This is a genomic window from Modicisalibacter luteus DSM 23508 (assembly GCF_000378505.1).
Lineage (GTDB): Bacteria > Pseudomonadota > Gammaproteobacteria > Pseudomonadales > Halomonadaceae > Modicisalibacter > Modicisalibacter luteus.
In genome coordinates this window covers 265,545-286,234 of sequence record NZ_KB899991.1, presented here as the reverse complement: position 1 = coordinate 286,234, position 20,690 = coordinate 265,545, and the positions used below count along the sequence as shown (strand labels likewise).

At 55.8% G+C, this 20,690-nt stretch carries 17 protein-coding genes; 8 read left to right on the top strand and 9 right to left on the bottom strand.

The features are described 5' to 3' along the window. Position 1: 1 nt before the first annotated feature. The 3 genes from F568_RS0106015 to F568_RS0106005 form a co-directional block, all read right to left on the bottom strand. The gene (locus tag F568_RS0106015) at positions 2-493 is read right to left on the bottom strand and encodes a tripartite tricarboxylate transporter TctB family protein (protein ID WP_019017813.1); all 492 of its coding nucleotides are present in this window, start codon (positions 491-493) and stop codon (positions 2-4) included. A gap of 61 nt (positions 494-554) precedes the next feature. Further along, complete coding sequence (locus F568_RS0106010; RefSeq protein ID WP_019017812.1) at positions 555-1,520, bottom strand: Bug family tripartite tricarboxylate transporter substrate binding protein; 966 nt, start codon at positions 1,518-1,520, stop codon at positions 555-557. Positions 1,521-1,565: 45 nt separating this feature from the next. Further along, positions 1,566-2,480: a dihydrodipicolinate synthase family protein gene (locus F568_RS0106005; RefSeq protein ID WP_019017811.1), complete on the bottom strand. Its 915-nt coding sequence runs from the start codon at positions 2,478-2,480 to the stop codon at positions 1,566-1,568. A 760-nt stretch (positions 2,481-3,240) separates the two neighbouring features. On the opposite strand from F568_RS0106005, the gene garD reads away from it, so the two are divergent. After that, positions 3,241-4,809 carry a galactarate dehydratase gene (gene garD / locus F568_RS0106000; protein WP_019017810.1) on the top strand — a complete coding sequence of 523 codons (1,569 nt, stop codon included), beginning with the start codon at positions 3,241-3,243 and terminating at the stop codon, positions 4,807-4,809. Between the two features lie 38 nt (positions 4,810-4,847). Further along, on the top strand, positions 4,848-5,597 hold the full coding sequence (locus F568_RS0105995) for an SDR family oxidoreductase (RefSeq protein ID WP_019017809.1): 750 nt from the start codon (positions 4,848-4,850) through the stop codon (positions 5,595-5,597). Between the two features lie 27 nt (positions 5,598-5,624). Here the strand turns inward: F568_RS0105995 and F568_RS0105990 are convergent, their stop codons facing one another. The 6 genes from F568_RS0105990 to F568_RS0105965 all read right to left on the bottom strand — a co-directional run bounded on the left by F568_RS0105990 (position 5,625) and on the right by F568_RS0105965 (position 14,316). After that, positions 5,625-7,052, bottom strand: coding sequence for an FAD-binding oxidoreductase (locus F568_RS0105990; RefSeq protein ID WP_019017808.1), 1,428 nt, complete (start codon positions 7,050-7,052; stop codon positions 5,625-5,627). A gap of 36 nt (positions 7,053-7,088) precedes the next feature. Beyond that, the gene (locus F568_RS0105985; protein WP_019017807.1) at positions 7,089-8,771 is read right to left on the bottom strand and encodes a thiamine pyrophosphate-binding protein; all 1,683 of its coding nucleotides are present in this window, start codon (positions 8,769-8,771) and stop codon (positions 7,089-7,091) included. A gap of 68 nt (positions 8,772-8,839) precedes the next feature. Further along, positions 8,840-10,735, bottom strand: coding sequence for a TRAP transporter permease (locus F568_RS0105980; RefSeq protein ID WP_019017806.1), 1,896 nt, complete (start codon positions 10,733-10,735; stop codon positions 8,840-8,842). A 112-nt stretch (positions 10,736-10,847) separates the two neighbouring features. Then, positions 10,848-11,798: a TAXI family TRAP transporter solute-binding subunit gene (locus F568_RS0105975; RefSeq protein WP_019017805.1), complete on the bottom strand. Its 951-nt coding sequence runs from the start codon at positions 11,796-11,798 to the stop codon at positions 10,848-10,850. A 174-nt stretch (positions 11,799-11,972) separates the two neighbouring features. Next, entirely contained in the window at positions 11,973-12,941 is a 969-nt protein-coding gene (locus F568_RS0105970) for a 2-hydroxyacid dehydrogenase (RefSeq protein WP_019017804.1), read from the bottom strand. Positions 12,942-12,987: 46 nt separating this feature from the next. Beyond that, positions 12,988-14,316, bottom strand: coding sequence for a nickel pincer cofactor-dependent isomerase, group 22 (locus F568_RS0105965; RefSeq protein WP_019017803.1), 1,329 nt, complete (start codon positions 14,314-14,316; stop codon positions 12,988-12,990). 111 nt (positions 14,317-14,427) lie between these two features. Between F568_RS0105965 and F568_RS22285 the strand changes: the two genes are divergently transcribed. The 6 genes from F568_RS22285 to araD all read left to right on the top strand — a co-directional run bounded on the left by F568_RS22285 (position 14,428) and on the right by araD (position 20,546). Continuing rightward, the gene (locus tag F568_RS22285) at positions 14,428-15,162 is read left to right on the top strand and encodes a FadR/GntR family transcriptional regulator (protein WP_019017802.1); all 735 of its coding nucleotides are present in this window, start codon (positions 14,428-14,430) and stop codon (positions 15,160-15,162) included. A 36-nt stretch (positions 15,163-15,198) separates the two neighbouring features. Then, on the top strand, positions 15,199-16,392 hold the full coding sequence (gene larC / locus F568_RS0105955) for a nickel pincer cofactor biosynthesis protein LarC (RefSeq protein ID WP_019017801.1): 1,194 nt from the start codon (positions 15,199-15,201) through the stop codon (positions 16,390-16,392). Beyond that, on the top strand, positions 16,392-17,210 hold the full coding sequence (larE, locus tag F568_RS0105950; RefSeq protein WP_019017800.1) for an ATP-dependent sacrificial sulfur transferase LarE: 819 nt from the start codon (positions 16,392-16,394) through the stop codon (positions 17,208-17,210). Before larC ends, larE begins: the two co-directional genes overlap by 1 nt. Continuing rightward, a complete protein-coding gene (gene larB, locus F568_RS0105945; RefSeq protein ID WP_019017799.1) occupies positions 17,203-17,865 on the top strand; it encodes a nickel pincer cofactor biosynthesis protein LarB in 663 nt (220 codons plus the stop codon). Before larE ends, larB begins: the two co-directional genes overlap by 8 nt. Positions 17,866-17,901: 36 nt before the next feature. Then, the gene (locus F568_RS0105940; RefSeq protein WP_019017798.1) at positions 17,902-18,684 is read left to right on the top strand and encodes an HpcH/HpaI aldolase family protein; all 783 of its coding nucleotides are present in this window, start codon (positions 17,902-17,904) and stop codon (positions 18,682-18,684) included. A 119-nt stretch (positions 18,685-18,803) separates the two neighbouring features. Then, positions 18,804-20,546, top strand: a complete 1,743-nt coding sequence (araD, locus tag F568_RS0105935; RefSeq protein ID WP_019017797.1) for an L-arabinonate dehydratase — start codon at positions 18,804-18,806, stop codon at positions 20,544-20,546. Positions 20,547-20,690: the final 144 nt, after the last annotated feature.

Sequence of the window (20,690 nt, the reverse complement as noted above, 5' to 3'; positions counted from 1 at the left end):
ATCATCCCCACAACGCCGGTAGCCGAACGCGGAAAACCTGCTCGAATAGAAGGTACCCTAAAATCACCACGGCTGTTGTTAAAGTTGACTTAGTGAATATTTTTTTAAAGTCGGAAAAGATGACGATAATCGAGAACACGTAAAATAGTGAAGACAAGAAGTAGCCAACGGCAGGAAAAAGAATAATGTATATAGTGGTAGCACCTATGACGAAAAAAGGACGCAGCCTTTCTATGTTCTTTTCTGCCAGCTCTCTCTGGGGGGGCTCACTTCCTTCCTCATTGTGAGTTTTACGTATCGTGCGAACCAGAAAAATGACAGCAAAGGCAGTCGAAATTACTCCCAGGGTAAGAGGGAAAAAGGCAGGCGTTAAGCGTCCATCTTCCAAGGGTACACCTAAAGATATGGAAGAAATAAAATAAAGGAGGCAGAACGCCAATAGGAAAAGAGGGAAGACAAGCCTCTTTGATTTGGTTATAGGTATGAATGACATGACCTTATCCTCGGCCGTACCCCAGGGGACACCCCTGGGGTGATGGGTATGCCACTCGAACTTAAAGTCCGAGCTCGTCCATCAGCGAATAGGTTTCAGATTGCCGCTCGCTCAGCCAGCCTTCGACTTCAGAAGCTCCCAACCAGCTTGGTGTTACGCCAACCTGAGCCACCCACTTCTGGAACTCTTCGCTTTCGAAGGCTTGCTTATAGACATTTTCCAGAATCTGTATGGAATCGTCAGGCGTACCCTCAGGAGTAGCAAGTACGACAAAGCTGCCCGATTCCAGCTCATGCCCCAGCTCGCTAATCGGGGGCACATCTGGGTAAGAGGGGTTCTGCTCGGATGAGAGTTCGGCTACGCCTCGGACATCACCCGACTCGATCAGCCCTGCAAAATCTCCCAAACTGGCAATAGCACCATCTATTTCTCCCGAAAGCATGGCTTCTGCCTCTTCGGCAGCGGCGCCGGGGTAGGTGATAATGTTGAAGTCCGCCCCGGTAGCCTTCTCAATACGCAGGGCCGCAAGGTAGGGACCCGAACCCTCGGGCATTACCCCGATGCGCACCTCGCCGGGATTCTCCTTTGCGGCATTGATAAGTTCTTCGAAACTCGTGAAGCCTGAGCGTGACGACACGACAAGAGCGTCAGACTCCTGAGTAATACGGGCGATAAATGACAGCTTGTCGAGATCATAACCAGGCACTAGCTCACTACGCGGAACTGTAATTACGCTGTCATAGGTTAAGACGCCTAATGTATGTCCGTCTGGGCGAGACTGTATCACTTGCATCAGCCCAGTTGCGCTAACCGCCCCAGAAATATTTTCGGCATAAATCGAAACAGGTAATTGTTCTTCGGCGAGATTGCTGATTTTTCGCGCTATCGCATCGGTGCCGCCTCCCGCAGGCCACGGTACGATTAGCCGGATGTCTCGCATAGGAAAGTCTGCCGCTGCTACGCTAGACGCCAAGGTCATGGCGCCCAAGGCAGCAACCATACTCTTCTTTAATTTTGTGATTGGCATGTTGACTCCAGTTTTCTTATTGACAAGCTGCTTATATGTTGCAGATTACTTCTTCTTCCATTGTTCTAAAATTAGTTGTAGGCGCTGCAAGTTGCCGTCGTCTAACCGGTCGACTCCGGGAGGTCTTACAGGGCCTACATCCTTTCCGCTCAATCTCATCGCGTCTTTTACTACAGTCACGTTAGTACCGTTCTGCTCAAAAGTACGCATCTCTTCAAAGCCTGCGATTTGATCCACTAAGTGCCGTGCTTCTTCCCAGTTAGCTTGTTCCAGAGCTTGATAAAAGCGCATAGACAGTTGTGCGTTTATGTTTACAAGGCCAGATGTGAACCCCCGTGCGCCATAGGCATAAAACGGCAATGCCCAGCTCTCAGCGAGCCCGCAGATCCATTGTAGGGAGGAGCCTTTGGTAGCACGAATACATTCGGCCAAGCGTAGTGGATCCGGCACGGCGTATTTAACAGCCACCACATTGTCGATTTCGCTCAACTTGATGAAATGCTCTGGAGTGAGCCCTGGATTGCGGGCATATGCGATTACTGGCAGATCGGTATTACGTGATATCTCTTCTATATAGTGGTAGAGCATGCGGGGTGAAGCGAAGGGGTCCGGTGGCTGATGTACCATTACGGCGTCTACGCCTGCCTTCTCGGCAGCTTGGGTAAGATGTACCGCTTCATGGATACTTCGACCAACGCCTGCCGTTACGGTGGTCCTGCCAGACACGCTATTGACAGCAACATTGTAAATATTTTCGATTTCGCCGAGCGTAAGAGCATAAAACTCACCGGTATTGCCGCCAGTGACGATGTTTTGCACACCGGCGTTGGTGATGTCATCAATGACCTCCGCTAGCAAATCGTTGTTGATCCGACCGTCAGCGAGATAAGGAGTAACATGTACCCCCGATACACCCAGCAAGGCTTGTTTGACGCGCATAGACGCCTCTTGTATTGCCATCAAGCACACTCCTTCTCGTGTTTCCGGTAATGACCGGCTTTTGTCTTGTTGTGGGCTGAAGTGCTTATTTGCCTAGGAGACTAGGTATTAACCTGTAATGTTGTCAAACCTATTTTCAAGGTTGTAAAACTGCACTATCGTTGGCTAATCATATATTATTCTTTTAAAACAAAGATATGCTTCCAAGCGAGATGAACCAGTGCAGGGGGCTTGGCTACTAAAGTAGTATTACAAATTTACGTGTGTTTTCGTCTTTCGCCGCAGGAGGCCAAGCCGCGCAGAAGACAGACCCAGCCAACTTCCGGTCCAGAGCAGGGAACGGACTGCAAAAGACATGCAAATAGCCGGCAAGCGAACACAGCTAATGCATCGGATGGGAGGGAGGTGTAGCGACTAAGCTCGTCGTGCGTCTGGTTGTACTCCAGAGAGACGGGGTGCTCGGTTCCTGACCGGGCCATGAGGCCATAGGTCAGTGGCTTTGACTCGCTGGAGGAGGTTGCTGCCGTCGGTTTCTGTAATAGCTCATGTTATATGATATGTTGCAATAGTACATGAGCTCCAAGGCGCTGAGGCGATAGCTGCAGGGCGCTCGGGCCTAGGTTATGCCCGATGCCACTTACGCTTGAGTACGCGGCAGCCAACTCAGCTCAACTGCAAGCGTAAGCTCCAAATCACGTAAATTTTTGCCTTTGTCGAGCCGTAGCTCGGAGACATCACGGACAAGCCTACGGTTTATGTTGGCCATCCAAGAGGTAGAACAATGACGCGGTCCACAGATAACAAGAAGGTAATCAAGGTCCATGACAGCGATAATGTAGCCATCGTCATCGGGCAAGGCGGGGTGGCGGCCGGAACGCAACTACAAGCCGGTCTGGTTGCTATCGTAGATATTCCACAAGGGCATAAAATTGCCTTGTCAGATATCCCGTCGGGAGCCGAGGTCATTCGTTATAACGAAGTCATCGGTACGGCGACTGAGACGATCCCATTGGGTGGCCACGTCAATGAGCGGAATATCGCGTTGCGCCAGCCACCCTCTTTACAAGAGCTTGAAGTGGCTACCCGTGAATATGGGCCGGCAGAACCGCTGGCAGAGTATACCTTTCAGGGCTATCGCAATGCCGATGGGAGTGTGGGCACAAGGAACGTGCTTGGAATCACGACAAGCGTGCAATGCGTCGCTGGTACCGTTGAGCATGCCGTCAAACGTATCAAGGCGGAATTGTTACCCAAGTATCCTAATGTCGATGACGTCGTTGGGCTGACGCATACCTATGGCTGCGGTGTTGCCATCAATGCGCCTGCCGCAATCATTCCTATTCGTACCCTCAAAAATATCACGCTCAACCCCAACTTCGGCGGGGAGGTGATGGTCGTTGGCCTGGGGTGCGAGAAGCTACAGCCGTCGACGTTGGTATCAGAGCAGCCCGTCAAGATTTACGGCGCGAATGAAAAGGCAGACTCCAGCGGTCACATTCTCAGTTTACAAGACGAGCGTTTTGTCGGCTTTTCGGAAATGATGGCCGGTATCATGGCCATGGCCGAGCAGCATCTCGCCAAGCTAGATCAGCGGCGTCGCGAGTCCTGTCCCGTCTCGGAACTGGTGGTGGGCACGCAATGCGGTGGCAGTGATGCGTTCTCGGGGGTCACGGCCAACCCGGCCGTCGGTTTTGCAGCGGATCTGATCGTGCGGGCCGGCGGTACAGTCATGTTTTCGGAGGTGACGGAGGTGCGCGACGCAATCCATCTGCTGGCGCCACGAGTCATCGATGCGGAGGTGGGGGAGAAACTGATCCGAGAAATGGCCTGGTATGACGAGTATCTGGCACAGGGCCAGGCGGATAGAAGTGCCAACCCGTCACCGGGCAACAAGAGCGGCGGGTTGAGCAATGTCATCGAAAAGGCGCTGGGCTCCATCGCCAAATCAGGTACAAGTCCCATCATCGATGTGCTTGGGCCTGGAGAGCGGATCAGGAAGCGAGGGTTGAATTTTGTCGCAACTCCGGCCAGCGACTTTATCTGCGGCACGTTGCAGTTGGCGGCGGGCATGAACATGCATGTGTTCACGACCGGGCGCGGTACCCCTTATGGATTGTCCATGGTCCCGGTGATCAAGGTCGGGACGAACACAACGTTAAGCCGACGCTGGCATGACCTCATCGACCTCGATGCCGGCCGCATCGCTTCCGGCGATGACACGATCGAAGCGATGGGGTGGGAACTTTTCCATCTTATCTTGGATATTGCCAGTGGGCGTGAACAGGCGGCGGTTGAAAGGCTGGGGATCCATAACGATCTGGCACTGTTCAATCCAGCCCCCGTTACATAATACCCCATCAGCGATGAGCAATTATTGAGGAGCACAACATGGCAGGCAGCGTTGCGGTAGTGACAGGAGCGGGGAGCGGTATCGGTCGGGTGGCAACGCTGGCTTTGGTTAAGGAAGGGTACCGGGTCGCGTTGGTGGGGAGACGGCGTGATCGTCTTGAGGAAACGGCGAGTCTCGCCACTTGCCCCACGGCCACGCTAGTCGTGGTAGCCGATGTCGGTGATGAGGCTTCGGTGGATGCGGCATTCGATCAGGTCGTCGCTGCCTGGGGCCGGGTAGATCTTCTTTTCAACAATGCGGGACGAGGCGCACCACCGGCTACTCCAGATGAGTTGCCGGTATCTGTATGGCGAGATGTCGTCGACACCAACCTGACCGGAAGCTTCCTATGCGCCCGAGCCGCGTTTCGTCTCATGCGCGAGCAGTCGCCGCGTGGGGGCCGGATCATCAATAACGGTTCGATATCCGCCTATGTGCCCCGGCCATTAAGCGTGGCCTATACGGCCACCAAGCACGCAATAACCGGGCTCACGCGGTCACTGTCTCTGGATGGCCGGCCCTTCGACATTGCCTGCGGCCAGATAGACATCGGTAACGCCGATACTGACATGACGGCCAGAATGGTCGATGGGGTTATGCAGCCCAATGGTGATGTCGTACCCGAGCCGCGCATGAATGCTGCGGAGGTGGGAAGGGCGATCGTGCACATGGCCAGCCTGCCATTAGACGCGAATGTGCAATTTATGACTATGATGGCGACCAAGATGCCCTATGTCGGGCGCGGCTGAGACGACACCCAGTTCTTCCAGCCACGCTCACAGTAGCTTGCCGGGATTGAATAGCCCTTGAGGGTCCAGCGCCGTCTTGATGCCTTCCATCAGGGCCAAGGCCACGGGATCCTGGTAGCGGCGCAATTCGGTCCGCTTAGCGAGCCCGATACCATGCTCTGCCGAAATCGAGCCATTCATGTCAGCGACCAGGTCGTGTACGGCACGATTGAACCGGGGGGTCAAGTCCATGAAGTCGTTAGCCTCCATGTCGACAGGCTGGCTGACGTTGAAATGAAGGTTGCCGTCACCGACATGACCGAAGGCGCAAATGCGGCAGGCGGGAAGGATCGATAGGCAGGCGGCACTGGCGGCCTCGATGAAATCAGCGATACGTGACACCGGGACGGAGATGTCGTGCTTGATCGATGCGCCTTCGGCTATTTGTGCTTCCGCGACACCTTCACGCAACCGCCATAACTCCTGGGATTGCTTGCTGCTCGTCGCAATAATGGCATCGCATACTATATTATTCTCGAACGCATCGGCCAGGGCCGCTTCCAGTCGTGGATTCAGATCGAGGTCGGCATCCGGTGTCGTCAGTTCAATCAACGCGTATGATGCGAAGCTCTGGTTGAAAGGGGCGCGTGTCCCGTGAACATGGGAAAGCACGGCATCCATTGCAAAACGTGGCAGGAATTCGAAGGCCGTCAGCGTATCGCTAAGTCGGCTCCGCAACTGGTCGTATAATGCCAGTACCTGGTGAGGCGAGTCGCAACCGACCAGGGCAGTCGCCTTGCCTCGGGGCATGGGATACAGCTTGAGCACGGCGGCGGTGATGATGCCCAGCGTGCCCTCGGAGCCGATGAAGAGGTGTTTAAGATCGTAGCCGGTGTTGTCCTTGCGTAACGCGGTCAAACCGTTCATGACACGGCCGTCGGCCAGTACCACTTCCAACCCCAGCACCAAGTCACGGGCATTACCATAGCGCAGCACATTGATGCCGCCAGCATTCGTGGCCAGGTTTCCCCCTATCTGACACGATCCCTCTGCGGCCAGCGACAGAGGAAACAGGCGTCCGGCGTCATGGGCGGCGTCCTGCACTGCCTGGAGGATGCAGCCCGCCTCTACTGTGATGGTGGCATTGGTGGGGTCGATATCACGAATGCGGTTCATGCGTCCCAGGGCAACGACGATGCTCTGATGCGGCACACCGCCTCCGACCAGCCCGGTGTTTCCGCCTTGGGGTACCAGCGCAACGCCATGATGGCGACACTGCTTGACGATGTAGGCAACATCAGCGGTGCACGCCGGCATCACCACGGCCAATGCATGGCCTGGATACAGTCTGCGCTGTTCTTGGACGTAGGGAAGCATGTCTGATGCCTCGGTCAGTACGTAGTCTGCCCCGAGTCGATAAACCAGCGTGTCGAGCAATTCTTCAGCGATTGGTTGTCGGTTCAGGGCATCGGGCATATCAAGCTCCAATGGGTGAGTGATCAATACATGAGGTCAGCCGCGCTTGCTGAGGCGCAGTTGGGCGATGGTGGTTCTCGTCGAGATGCGTTCGGGATCGGTTTTCAGCACAATCACCGCGGGCCGCCGGGACTCGATGGCGCGGGTCAGCGCGGGACCGAGTTCCTCGGTGCGGGTAACGGATTCGGTATGGGCGCCCAGGGCTTGGGCCATACCCAGGAAATCGGGGTTGACCAGGTCGGTGCCGACCACACGTTCGGGATGTTCGCGCTCCTGATGCATTCGGATGGTGCCATATGTGCCGTTATTAAAGAGCAGCACGATCGGGCGCCCACCATGTTGTATGGCGGTTGCCAGTTCCTGACCGCTCATCATGAACCCGCCATCGCCGACGAAGGAAAGAACTACCCGTTCAGGATCGTGCAGTGAGGCCGAAACTGCGGCCGGTACCGAGTAGCCCATCGCACCGCACGTGGACCCCAGTTGACGTCCGGGACGGCCGTATCGCAGATATCGCTGTGCCCAGCCGGTATGGTTGCCAGCGTCTAGGGTGACGATCGCGTCGGCTGGGAGCCGATCACGCATGTCCATCAAAGCCTGACCGATATTGAGCGCGCTATCTTCATCCGAGGCGTTGATATCGTCTAGATATTCTTGGCGAGCTTGTTGACGCCAGTCGCTCCAACGCCCCGAAAGATCCCACTGGCAACGTTCCAGCGCGCGAGCAACCCGTTCAGGCGCTGCCGCTATCCCGTTCTCAGGACTGTAGACGCGTCCGATTTCATCGGCGTCGCTATGAATATGTATCAGTTGCTGGCTGGCAACGGGTGGCGTCAGGGTCGTGTAGGTTTTTGTGGTCATTTCCCCGAGTCGTGCGCCAATCACGAGCAGTAGGTCCGCCGTGGCGATACGCTGAATCAACTTGGGTGAGCTCACGGTTCCGAAGTCGCCGATATAGACCTCGGAGCGGTTATCCACGATATCTTGGCGGCGGAACGAGCACGCCACCGGCAAATCGTTCGTTTCGGCGAAGGTGGTGATGGCACGGCATGCCTCATCGTCCCAACCACTCCCACCGACTAGCAGCATGGGCCGCTGTGCCGTTGATAGCGCGGTGCGAATGCGCTCGAGGTCATGCTCACCGATGTCGGGACGCGTGGCTGTATAGGGCGTGGCGTCGGTCGTTTCGACGACATCGGTGAGCATGTCCTCTGGCAGGGCCAGCACGACCGGACCGGCGCGGCCCGACGTCGCGACACGGAAGGCCCTGGCCATGTATTCCGGGATGCGTGTGGCGTCGTCGATCTGGGCGACCCACTTGGCGACACTGCCGAACATCTGGCGGTAATCGATCTCCTGGAAGGCCTCGCGATCCCTCGATGGCCGGTCGACCTGTCCTATCAGCAGAATCATGGGGGTGGAATCCTGCTGGGCGATGTGCACGCCGATGGCAGCATGGCAGGCACCAGGACCGCGCGTCACCATGCACACGCCGGGTTTGCCGGTCAGCTTGCCATAGGCTTCCGCCATGTTGGCCGCTCCTGCTTCATGACGGGCATTGTAGAGCGTGAAGCGATCTCGGGCGTCGTGCAGGGCATCGAGTATCTCTAGATAACTTTCACCGGGAACGCAGTAGGCGCACTCGGCACCGTGAATCAGCAATTGATCGACCAGGATCTGGCCACCGGAACGAGCGCGAGGGCTGATGGGCTGGGACATGGCGGAAACTCCGAGAAAGGTAGTGTCTGGCCCCGGGCCGGTCATCACAACCGGTCCGGGGGCAGAAATCATTGGCCAGACGACTCGTAGCGCTTGCGCTTGTCGGCGGCTAAGCGGTTACGCTGTCGGTTGAGCAGCACGGGCAGCTGGCTGACAAGCAGGAAACTGCATCCTATGAGGGTGACCCGCCAATCCGGATAGATGAAGCTGATCGCTGCGGCGAACAACACAAGCTGCTGCCAGCGCGCAAGAGGCGCGAACAGATAGCGCTGTAGGGCCGCGGCCAGCACGATAACGCCGAGGGTAGCTTGGATCAGCACGTAGACGATTCTCAGCGGCTCGCCCTGCAGCAGGATTGTCGGTTCGTAGACGAACATGTATGGCACGATAAAACCGGCTGCGCCCAGTTTGAGAGCCTCGATACTCGACTCCCAGATCTTGGCTTTAGACAATGTATTAGCGGCGTAGACGGCCATGGCCACCGGCGGGGTAATGGCAGACAGGATGGCAAAGTAGAAGACGAACAGATGAGCTGCTTCCGCTTGTACGCCGAGTTTGGTCAGAGCCGGTACCAAGAGAGCAACCTGAACTATATAGGCCGGTGTGGTCGGCATGCCCATGCCAAGAATAATGCCCGCTACCATACTGAGGAGCAGAGCCAGTACCAAGATATCCTGTGAGGCTGAAATGACGAAGTTGGAAAAGCTCAAGCCTATGCCAGTGATATCGATCACCCCGACCACGATACCGGCACAAGCACAGGCTGCGGCGATTGGTAATACATTCCTGGCGCCGTTTTCCAGTGCATCGATGATATTGCGCAGGGTGACGTAATGCCGGGTCGTCTTGCGCAGAAGCGCAGTGGGAATCACCGAGGCGATACCGCACATGGCGGAATAAGGCGCAGAGTACCCGAGTACCAAGGCACCGATGATGACGAGTAGCGGAATGAACAGGTGGCCGCGTTCTTTGAGAACTCGTCCCAGCGGCACCTGATCCTCTTTAGGCACACTGCCGACATTGTTGCGTTTGGCCGCGAAATGGATGCCAAAGAACAGGGCAACATAGAACAGAAGGGCGGGGGTAATGGCATACATCGCCACTTTGAGATAACCGATGCCGAGATACTCGGCCATGACGAAGGCAGCCGCACCCATGACTGGTGGCATGATCTGGCCGCCTGTCGATGCGACGGCTTCTGTAGCGCCAGCAAAGGCGGGACGGAACCCCATGCGCTTAATTAAGGGGATGGTAAAAGTGCCGGTGGTCATAACGTTGGCAACGGCCGAGCCAGACACTGAACCGAACATGCCGCTGGTGACACAGGCGACCTTGGCGGGCCCTCCGGCCTGTCGGCCTGTTAGTGCTACGGCAAAATCCATAAACAACTGACCGATGCCCATGCGTTCGACAAGTGCACCGAAAATTATGAACAGCACCATGTAGGTTGCCGAGACGGCAATAGGGATACCGAAGATGCCCTCTGTGGTCATGGCGAGTTGTTCGAGAACAACGGTTGGTAGCGTATTGGTTGCTGTGAAGGCGTAGATTAAAAAGCAGATGGCCGTAATCGGCAGTGCCGCCCCGAGCGCCCTTCTGGCGGCTTCCAGTACAAGAACCACTAGGGTGACAGAAGCGATGATATCGCGTGTGGTGAGAGGGTCGACATAAATGAAACGTGAGAAAATGTAGTCCAAGTGCAGGCTGGGGTAGAGTGCGGAAAACAGCCCTAAGACCGCCAGTATCATGTCATACCAATGAGGCGTGCGAACCGACTCGCGTCGATAGTTGCTGGTGAGGAATATCAGGGTAACGGCCAGCGCTACATGGATGCCGCGTAGTATATAAGGGCCTGGCGTTCCGGCCAGAGCAATGTAGATATGGTACAGGGCCATACCGACCAGGACGGCCTTGATCGATAGTCCGAATACCTGAGCATAAAGCGACGTTGAGGAGTGGCGCACGGTGAACTCCCGATTTTATTATTACTGTTCTTCACCACGGGCCTATCGGCCAATGGGAAATTTGCCCCCTTGCCCGGTTGAACCGGACAAGGGCAGCTGTCGCAAGGTGGTGTTAGAGTGCATCGTGTTTGCGATAGAACGCTTCCGCGGCGGGATGCAGTGGCACACCAATGTCGGTAGCCATCTCTTTAGGGGTCAGGTCCTTCATGGCCCGACTGATGTTGCCGAGGGAATCCGTATTCTCGACGACGGCCTCTAGGAAGGCGGTAACGATCTCGTCATCGAAATCACATTGGGCGATCATGTGCGTGTCATAGGTGATCGCAGGCACATCCTCATTCACGCCCGGATAGCTGCCCGCAGTGACCATGCGTTTCTGAAAGGCAGCGTTCTGCTGCTTAAATTGATTGAAGGTTTCGTCATCTATCGGCACAAAGCTAATGTCGCGGCTGTTAGCCAGATCCATGACCGAGCCGGCGGGCAGGGCGGTACCGAGCGTGAAAATTTCGGCATGGCCATCCTTCATGGCGACGACCGAATCGGAGTATGACAGGTGACTGACACTTTCAAGGTCCTCGTAGCTCAAGCCGTTTGCTTCCAGCAGACGCCGAGTCAACATCTCGCCTGTATGACCGTTCTGTTGCGTGGTGAGGCTCTTGCCTTCGAAATCCGTCACTGACTCAACGCCGGCATCGTCAAGGGCCATAACTTGGAAATACTGTGGATAGAGCGTGCCAAGGTTACATACATTATCTATGGGTTTCTTAAAGGGGGCTCTGCCGTTGATGCCATCCACAGTAGAGATGGAGTTGGCGAAGGCAATCGGGAAGCGCCCAACAGCCACACCCTGGACATTGGCGAGGCCTGAACCAGGAGTCACCGTAATGGAAACATCATCGAGTTTTTTCTCAACGGCAGCTTTCAGCGCCCCTCCGATGGGGTACCAAGATCCCCCTTGTGACCCGGTCGAAAGGGTAAAATCTTGGGCCTGGGCCATTGATACCGCAGCGACAGAGAGGGTAGCTATTGTTGTCAGGGAGGCGTGCTTACCCAGTTTTAACATGATGTTATTCCTCTTTTATTGTCTTAGTTCGTTACTGCACTTTTTGTATGCCGCTCTGTTAGTGCAGCGGTAAGCCTCGTGGAATAAGGCAATTTCAAAGTAATAACGCTGACAGGACATGTCAACTGGTTATATTACAAGTTTGTATCCTGTTGTTTATAAATGAGTTTATTTTTAGTTTTCTGGCGTCGCCAAGTGGTCTGGCTGGGCTCCGGAGAAATGCTGTATAAGGTGCTCCACGCTCTGTACGGCCATGGCATTGCGTGTTTCGACGGTGGCGCTCGCCTGGTGAGCTGACAAAATGACGTTATCAAGTAGCAGCAGGGCATTGTTGATTCGGGGCTCATTGGCAAACACATCGAGACCTGCTCCTAGCAGTTCGTCACGTTCGAGTCTGGCGATCAGCGCGTTCTCATCGACAAGGACGCCACGTCCCACGTTAACGAGAACGCCTTCCGAACCAAGGGCGGCCAGCACGCTATCATCGACCAAGGCCTGCATGCCGGGGGAGCTGGCTGCCGCCACCATCAGGACATCGCTCCAGGCGGCCAATCGATGCAGGTTCGGCTCATAGCGATAGGGCAAATCCTTTCTTGGGGATCGGTTGGTATAGGCGATTTCCATACCAAAGGCTTCCGCTCTCGTCGCGATGGCATGGCCGATACGGCCGAGTCCGAGTATACCGAGACGCTTGCCCGTCAGGCTTCGGGTCAAGGGAGGCTGATTGCCATCCGCCCAGTGGCCAGCTTTGACGAAGTGATGTCCTTGTGGCAAACGCCGAAGCGTTGACATCATCAGTCCGACGCCCATGTCGGCGACATCCGCTGTCAGTACATCCGGGGTGTAAGCGATTCGTAGCCCCCTGCGCCGAGCATGATCGATATCGACCCGATCCAGACCGACACCGTGCAGCGAGATAATTTCAAGTGAGTGCATCTGCTCCACTTGTGCAGGGGTTAGTCCCTTTTGAGCGCCTACCAGAACACCTCTGGCTGTTTCCGCATGACTCTGCACATCGCGCTCGGGTGCCGGGCTGTCCCATATATCGACTACGTTGAAGTGCTTCTCGAGCCTTTCCATGCCGGGGTCGGCGATGCGTTGCAACAGAAGGATTTCAGGCTTGGGATCATAGGTTGTCTTCACTTGTTATCCTTATTTTCCAGGCGTGAATGTCGTCAGAGAAGAAGCGCTAATGAGTTTCGAAACACTGAAGCCAGAGTGAGGTCATCAGTTGGCCTTGTTCGTTGAACCGAAGTTCCTGAGCCGGCCCTATTGGTTCCGCCATACCTTCGGGGATGTCCTCCAGCAGGGATGGAGATACCATGATTCGATCCAGATGCAGGGTGGTCGCAATCATGCAAAAGCGGGCATCTTCGTCATTGAGCGACCATGAGGTGGTGACTGCTGCTGCAATCACATCCCGTTCGGTTGGCAAGACGATGGGTATGCGTGACTTTTCCACCAGCGTTGCCGTCAGGGCGTTCATATATGTGGCCTTGAAGTCAATGGCTTCGGCGGCCGCCCGCGTTGTGAAGTCGGCCATGCCAATACCGACGGCGTTTCCTGCGGTCTCCTTCGTCAGGTTAAGCAGCCCCAATTTATGGATGAACGGAGTCGTAGGATTATCGATGCCTCGAATATCGGTGCGTCCCGTGACGGCAAAATCCATCCCCGTGCCGCTGATTTCCTTGCCACTGCGTTCGACAATCAGCACGTCAGCCTGAGTGATGGGAAGGCGAGGAAGATAGGATTTGGCTTCCTTGAGCAGCCATTCGTCGGTCGCCATGATCTGGTCAGGTTCGGCGCCTTCGAGATGTACGATATCCTTGTTGGCGTTTTCGACCAGACCGATGCCCAATGTGATAGGGGCATTGGCCAGAGCGATTCGTGCCAGATTGGGCAGAACCTCGGAAAGGCCGCGCGGGCCCAGTTTATGCACACGGCGCGCGCCTTCGGCCTTGCCGAGTCCGACAGCGATCATCTTGGTCAGACCGCTTTCGATGGGGCGGTCAAACGTGGTATGGGACTTGATGCGGTTGATGATGATGATGCCATCCGCCTCGGCGGCATTGCGATCGAACTTGCATTCGATGCCCTCAGCCGTCTTGCCGTATTCGACGACGTCCATCGTGGCGCGAATGGGGGCACCCACGGTGGCCTCAGTGATGCCCAGCTTGGCCAGCACAGCTTCCTGGCCATTAGCCGTGCCACCGCCATGGCTGCCCATGGCCGGTACGATAAAGGGCACATGACCCAGGGTTTTAAGCTCTGACACGACCGCTGTAACCACTTCTACGATCGAGGCGATGCCCCGGCTTCCCACACCGACCGCCACACGGCTGCCGGGGGCGAGCTGTGCAACGTGTTTGCTCTCTCGCATCACTTGGCGGGTACGCTGATCGATATCCGTAACTGGCGTACCCAGCCGGTGATTAAGCCGAACAGGAATGACTCTTGGCAGCCTGACATCGGCTAAGTGGGGAAATTCGACGGCAGGAAAGCAGGCATGCTGGCTCATATCGATGTCCTTTAGTGTTGTTTGATGACGTTAATCGCGCGCTTGCTGTTGTGAGTGTATCTTGTATGATAAGAATATAAATCGCGTTTTGTAAGTCATAAGTGAGAGAGAATGAAAGAGCCATCTGCATTCCGTGCAGTTCGGAAGACCGTCAGTCTGAGCGATCAAGTGACAGATGAACTCCGAAGCATGGTGACCTCCGGGGACCTTGAGGTAGGGGAGCTACTCCCGTCCGAGAGTGCGTTGGCCAAGGAGCTGGGGGTTAGCCGCACTGTGGTTCGTGAAGCCGTGTCTCGCTTGAAAATGGATGGTCTACTGAGCAGTCAGCAGGGGAGAGGGGTGTTCGTCGTATCGACGCGTCCGAATCGGGGGTTCTCCCTTCGTGACCATGATGCCCAGAGCATCGAGCATGTGTTGCGCATGGTGGAATTGCGCATGGGGTTCGAGGTTGAGGCCGCGGCCTTGGCCGCCGAACGGCGTACTCGGCATGACCTGACGATGATGCTTGACGCGCAGGAGTCGTTCCGCGAGGCGGTAGCCTCGGGAGATATCCAGGCCGGGGTCGACGCGGACATGGCCTTCCATCGAGCTGTCTGCACCGCGGCCGATAATGAGTTGTATCTTGAATTCTTCAACTACCTGAGTAGTTATCTCAAGGAAACCATCCTGGTTTCCCGGCGTAAGGCGGCGACTCGCGTCGATGGCGGGCAGGCACCCATCGCCGAGCACCAGACTCTAATCGATGCCATTACCAATCAGGATGTTGATGCCGCTCGGTCTGCGGCGAGATACCACATCGAGTGCAATAAGCACCGTCTGCAGACGTACTACGACGTCAAGGATTAGTAGCGTGCCTACGCAATAACAAGAACGGAGCTTGCCATGCAGCGAAAACGCTTGATTCGGATTGATCCACTCGGAGGGGTAGCCGGAGACATGATGGTCGCCGCGCTGCTTGATATATATCCAGAGCATGAGCCAGCACTGAGGGATTCTCTGAATCGTTTGCCGTTACCGGCATCCGTGAGCTGGCGCATAGAGCAAGGGGCATTTTCGGGGTTTCGTGGTAAGCGTTTCTATGTCGAGGCCGAGAGCGAGCATGAGGCCCATAGCCACCATCACTATACTGATCTCGTGGCGCTCATCAGTCATTGTGGCCTATCGCAGGGTGTCGTAGGCCGGGCACTGGCAATCTACGAGCTACTTGCGGATGCCGAGGCAGCCGTTCATGGGGCGACCCGCCAACAGGTAGCGTTCCATGAAGTCGGTGCCTGGGACTCGGTGATTGATGTTGTTGCGGTGGCTGCGCTGCTCGAAGCTATCGGGGAAGTGGACTGGTTGTGTGGCTCGCTCCCCATGGGGAGTGGCCAGGTTCATACCGATCATGGGTGGGTACCAGTTCCGGCCCCCGCTACGTCCGAGCTCTTGGCAGGGATGCCGGTTCATGACGATGGACTGTCAGGAGAGCGCATAACTCCTACAGGAGCTGCGATTCTCCGTCATCTCGATTGCCGCTTCGATACCCGCTGTAGCGGGCGGATGCTTAAATCTGGCATGGGATTTGGAAGTCGAGAACTGCCTGACAGAGCCAACGCTTTGCGCCTCCTGGTGCTCGAAGCGGCGGGCAACGGCGCTGACTTTTTACATGACCGGGTTATACATGCGGCGTTCGATATTGATGATCAGACGCCTGAAGACATCGCGATTGCCGTCAACCTCCTGCGTGACATGACCGGTGTGCTGGATGTCACACAAGCTACCCGTGCATCGAAAAAGGGCCGGATTGGCTTCCAGATCGAATTGCTCACGATCCCCGAGTATTTTGACGATGTCTTAGAAGCATGTTTTCGCCAGACCACGACCCTTGGCATTCGCTATCACGAGATCGAGCGGAAGCTTTTGGCAAGAGAGCATAGCAAGGCCGCTACAAGCCAAGGGCGTGTCCGCATCAAATCCGCAGCCCGACCGACAGGCACAACCCGTAAAGCCGAGGCGGATGACATCGCGCGATTCACTGAATCTCACCAGCAACGTCAGCAGGTCAGGATTGAAGCCGAGCAGGTAAGGGAGGAGTAATGACGAAAATACCTGCCGAGCTTCATACCGCATTGCGAGCTCCTGAGATGCTGGTCATCGCTGTCAGCGGTGGCGTGGATAGCTTGACCTTGGCGTCAGCAGCTTTTCAGGTCCGTGGGCGGGAAGGGCTAATGCTCTGTCATGCGCTGTCGCCAGCCGTACCGGGTGATGCTACTGCCCGGGTCCGGGGCCTTGCCGAGCGGTGGCAGTTGCGGCTAGAAATCATCGATGCGGGAGAGTTCGACGATCCCCATTATCTCAGCAATCCCATCAACCGCTGTTATTACTGCAAAACCCATCTGTATCAAACCATGTCGCGGCTGCAGGCGCATTATCAAGGAGCTCAGCTGACAATGGCGTCTGGAACGAATACCGACGACCTGGGGGACTATCGTCCCGGTCTCATTGCTGCGAGTGAGCATGGGGTTTTCCACCCATTTGTAAAAGCAGGAATGGACAAAGCGGCAGTTCGTGAACTGGCGCGTTCTCTTGGCTTGACTGACATCGCCTGCCTTCCTGCCGCGCCCTGCCTATCAAGCCGTATCGAGACGGGGCTTGCAGTCGAAGCCGACACGCTATTGATGGTCGATGCGATCGAAAACGCCGTTCGTGGCCGGTTGGGCAATATCACGGTTAGGTGCCGGATACGCCATTCGGGATATTGTATTGAGCTGGAGAGCTCGTTATTCGAGTCGCTGGACTCGGCCACGGAGCGGCAATTGCTTTCATACGCCAGACAAATCGTGGCGGATCATGGGCGTGAAGCGCCTGTCACCCTAGAGGCCTATCAACAAGGGAGCGCCTTTCTTCATGGCTGATGAACAAGTTGTCCGTTTCGATCGCAACCGTGCTTCCCGCATCGGGCTGGAGGAGGCCGTTTTTGCCCAGTTCAAGACGCCAGATCGTATTGCCGCTATTGTCGATGAGGCCGTCGCTGAAGAGCGCCGCTTGCTCATTACGCGCATCGGCCCCGAGTGCTGGGAAGCTCAACCTTCTCGCATAAAGCAAGTGCTCGATTACGATGCTCTCTCCAGTACGGCAGTACTGGGGGAGATGCCTTCCCCCCAGGCAGCCCCGGCGATCGCCATTGTGACGGCCGGTACGGCGGATGCGCGAGTCGCTGCCGAAGCGCGGCGCACCCTGGAATATAACGGTTATGCTGTCGAGGTGATTAGCGACGTGGGCGTGGCCGGCCTGTGGCGGCTTCTTGAGCATGTCGAGCGCCTGGAAGCCATCCCCATCAAACTGGTGTTTGCCGGCATGGACGCGGCCTTGCCCAGTGTCCTTGCGGGCTTGGTCTCAGGAAGCGTCATCGCGGTTCCGACGTCAGTCGGCTACGGAGTGGCTGACGGCGGACGAGCGGCACTGGATTCAGCGTTGTCCAGCTGCGCTCCGGGCGTAACCGTGGTCAATATTGATAACGGATATGGCGCCGCCTGTGCCGCTATCCGGATTCTAGGACGTCAGTCTTAGTTAATGACAATAACAAAACCAATCTAAGGAGACGCTATGCTTGCCACGCTACCACACAATCGCTTCAAGTCGTTGCTAAACAAACAGACACAGATCGGCATATGGAGCACCTTGTGCTCTAGCATAGTGATCGATGCCCTTAGCGATTCTGGGTTCGATTGGGTGTTGCTCGATACCGAACATTCTCCGAATGAAATATCTAACGTCTTGACACAATTGCAGGCTCTGGCGGGGACAGAAACGGCGGCTGTCGTACGCCCTGCTTGGAACGATGCGGTGCTCATCAAGCGTTTCCTCGACATCGGGGCACAGACCTTACTGATTCCCTTTGTGCAGAATGCAGAGGATGCCGAATACGCGGTCGCGGCAGTTCGGTATCCTAACCATGGTATTCGCGGCGTTGCGGCTGCCCATCGTGCCAACCGTTATGGCCGCATTCGTGACTATGTTCACCGTGCCAATGAAGAACTCTGCCTGATCGTGCAAGTCGAGACGTTAAGTGCGATCGACAATATTCCCGAAATCGCCGCGGTGGAGGGGGTCGATGCGATCTTCATCGGCCCGTCCGATCTCGCCGCTGATTTGGGGCATATAGGAGAAGTTGTTCATACCGACGTTCAGCGAGAAATTACCAGGGCACTGGAACTGTGCCGAGAGCAACGCATCCCAGCGGGCATTCTTGCTCCCGTGCAGGAGCAGGCGGAACACTGGCTAAAGGCCGGATTTACATTTGTTGCTGTGGCCTCGGATATGGGGTTGCTAACTCACCAGGCCGATGCCAAGGCAGAACATTTCAAAACGTTTATCGGCAAACAATAAACCTCTCGACATTGCATAGCTAATCTTTCTAGGGAGCGACATTACTCTGGCCATGTTCAGCATGTGATGGATGGTCGGTAGGCCTATGTGTCGCTTCCCCAAGCTGCACAGGAAATATTATGACAACGAATAAGAGCAAGAGTCCTGATAGCTTACGTAGCGCCCGCTGGTATGCGCCCGATGACCTACGAGCCTTCGGACACCGTTCACGGGCAATGCAAATGGGGCGGGAACCCAGTGATTGGGAAGCCAGGCCACAGATTGCCATCATCAATACTTGGTCTGACATTAATCCATGTCATACGCATTTCAAACACCGCGTAGAAGATATTCGACGTGGGATTCTTGAAGCCGGCGGCTTTCCCATCGAGTTACCCGCGCTCTCCCTCGCCGAAAACTTCGTGAAACCGACCACCATGCTGTATCGCAATATGCTGGCTATGGAGGTAGAAGAGTTACTGCGGTCGCACCCTGTGGATGGCGTGGTATTGATGGGCGGATGCGATAAAACCACTCCGGGGCTGGTGCTAGGGGCTGTCAGTGCAGGGCTTCCAGCGATCTTCGTGCCGGCTGGACCTATGCTGCGTGGTAACTGGCAAGGAAATGTCCTGGGTAGTGGCTCGGATGCCTGGAAGTATTGGGATGAGCGACGTGCTGGCAACATTTCGCGGGACGACTGGATTGCTATTGAGGGAGGAATTGCGCGTTCCTATGGCCATTGCATGACGATGGGAACGGCCAGCACGATGACCGCCATTACCGAAGCCATGGGTTTGACACTGCCGGCGGCGAGTTCCATTCCCGCTGCAGACGCCAACCATATACGCATGTGTGCGGCCTCGGGGCGTCGGATAGTCTCCATGGTTTGGGAAGAACTGACTCCTGATCGAATCATCACATCATCGGCGGTCAACAATGCCGTCACCGTGGCCATGGCGACGGGGTGTTCCACCAATGCGGTCATTCACATGATCGCCATGGCTCGCCGAGCGGGTATCGACATGACTCTCGAGGATTTCGATCAGGCCAGCCGTGATATTCCTGTCATTGCCAATGTACGCCCAAGTGGTAAGCACTATCTCATGGAGGACTTCTATTACGCGGGTGGCCTGCGTGCGTTGATGACCCGTCTGACGGACTATCTGGAACTCAATGCCTTGACCGTGACCGGAGAGACCTTGGGGGAGACGTTGCAGGGCGCTGAAGTCTTTAACGATGAGGTGATACGGCCTTTGTCAAATCCAGTGTATCGGGAAGGATCATTGGCCGTATTACGAGGCAATTTGGCGCCCGACGGTTGTGTGATCAAGCCCGCCGCTTGCGATCCAAGGTTCCATAATCATACTGGGCCTGCCTTGGTATTCGATAGTTACGCTGAAATGAAGGCCGCCATTGATGACGAAGACCTGGATGTCACGGCCGACCATGTGATGGTCCTGCGCAACGTAGGGCCATTGGGTGGGCCAGGGATGCCCGAGTGGGGAATGCTACCGATACCGACCAAGCTCGTGAAACAGGGCGTACGCGATATGCTGCGTCTCTCCGATGCTCGGATGAGCGGTACGAGTTATGGCGCCTGCATACTGCATGCCGCTCCTGAAGCCGCCGCCGGGGGGCCGCTCGCACTTTTGAGAACCGGAGACTTGATTCATATCAATATCGCAGAGCGGCGTCTTTCCATGGAGGTCTCGGATGACGAGTTGGCACGACGTCGCACTGAATGGACCCCGCCCAAACCAGCCTTTTCCCGGGGCTATGGTTGGATGTTTGCTCAGCATATCAAGCAAGCGAATGAAGGTTGTGATTTCGACTTTTTGGAAACCGGTTTTGGGCCTGCCGTGGGTGAGCCCGACATTTACTAGGTTATAGCAATCAAGCGCCTGAACAGGGTTATGCGCATCAACTAGTTGAGTAAAGGGCTGAGTTAGCATTCATAAACTTCGTTTGTTTTCAGGATTTTACCCTGTCAGGCCATTGCTCGCTGACGTTTCGGACAATGCATAAGG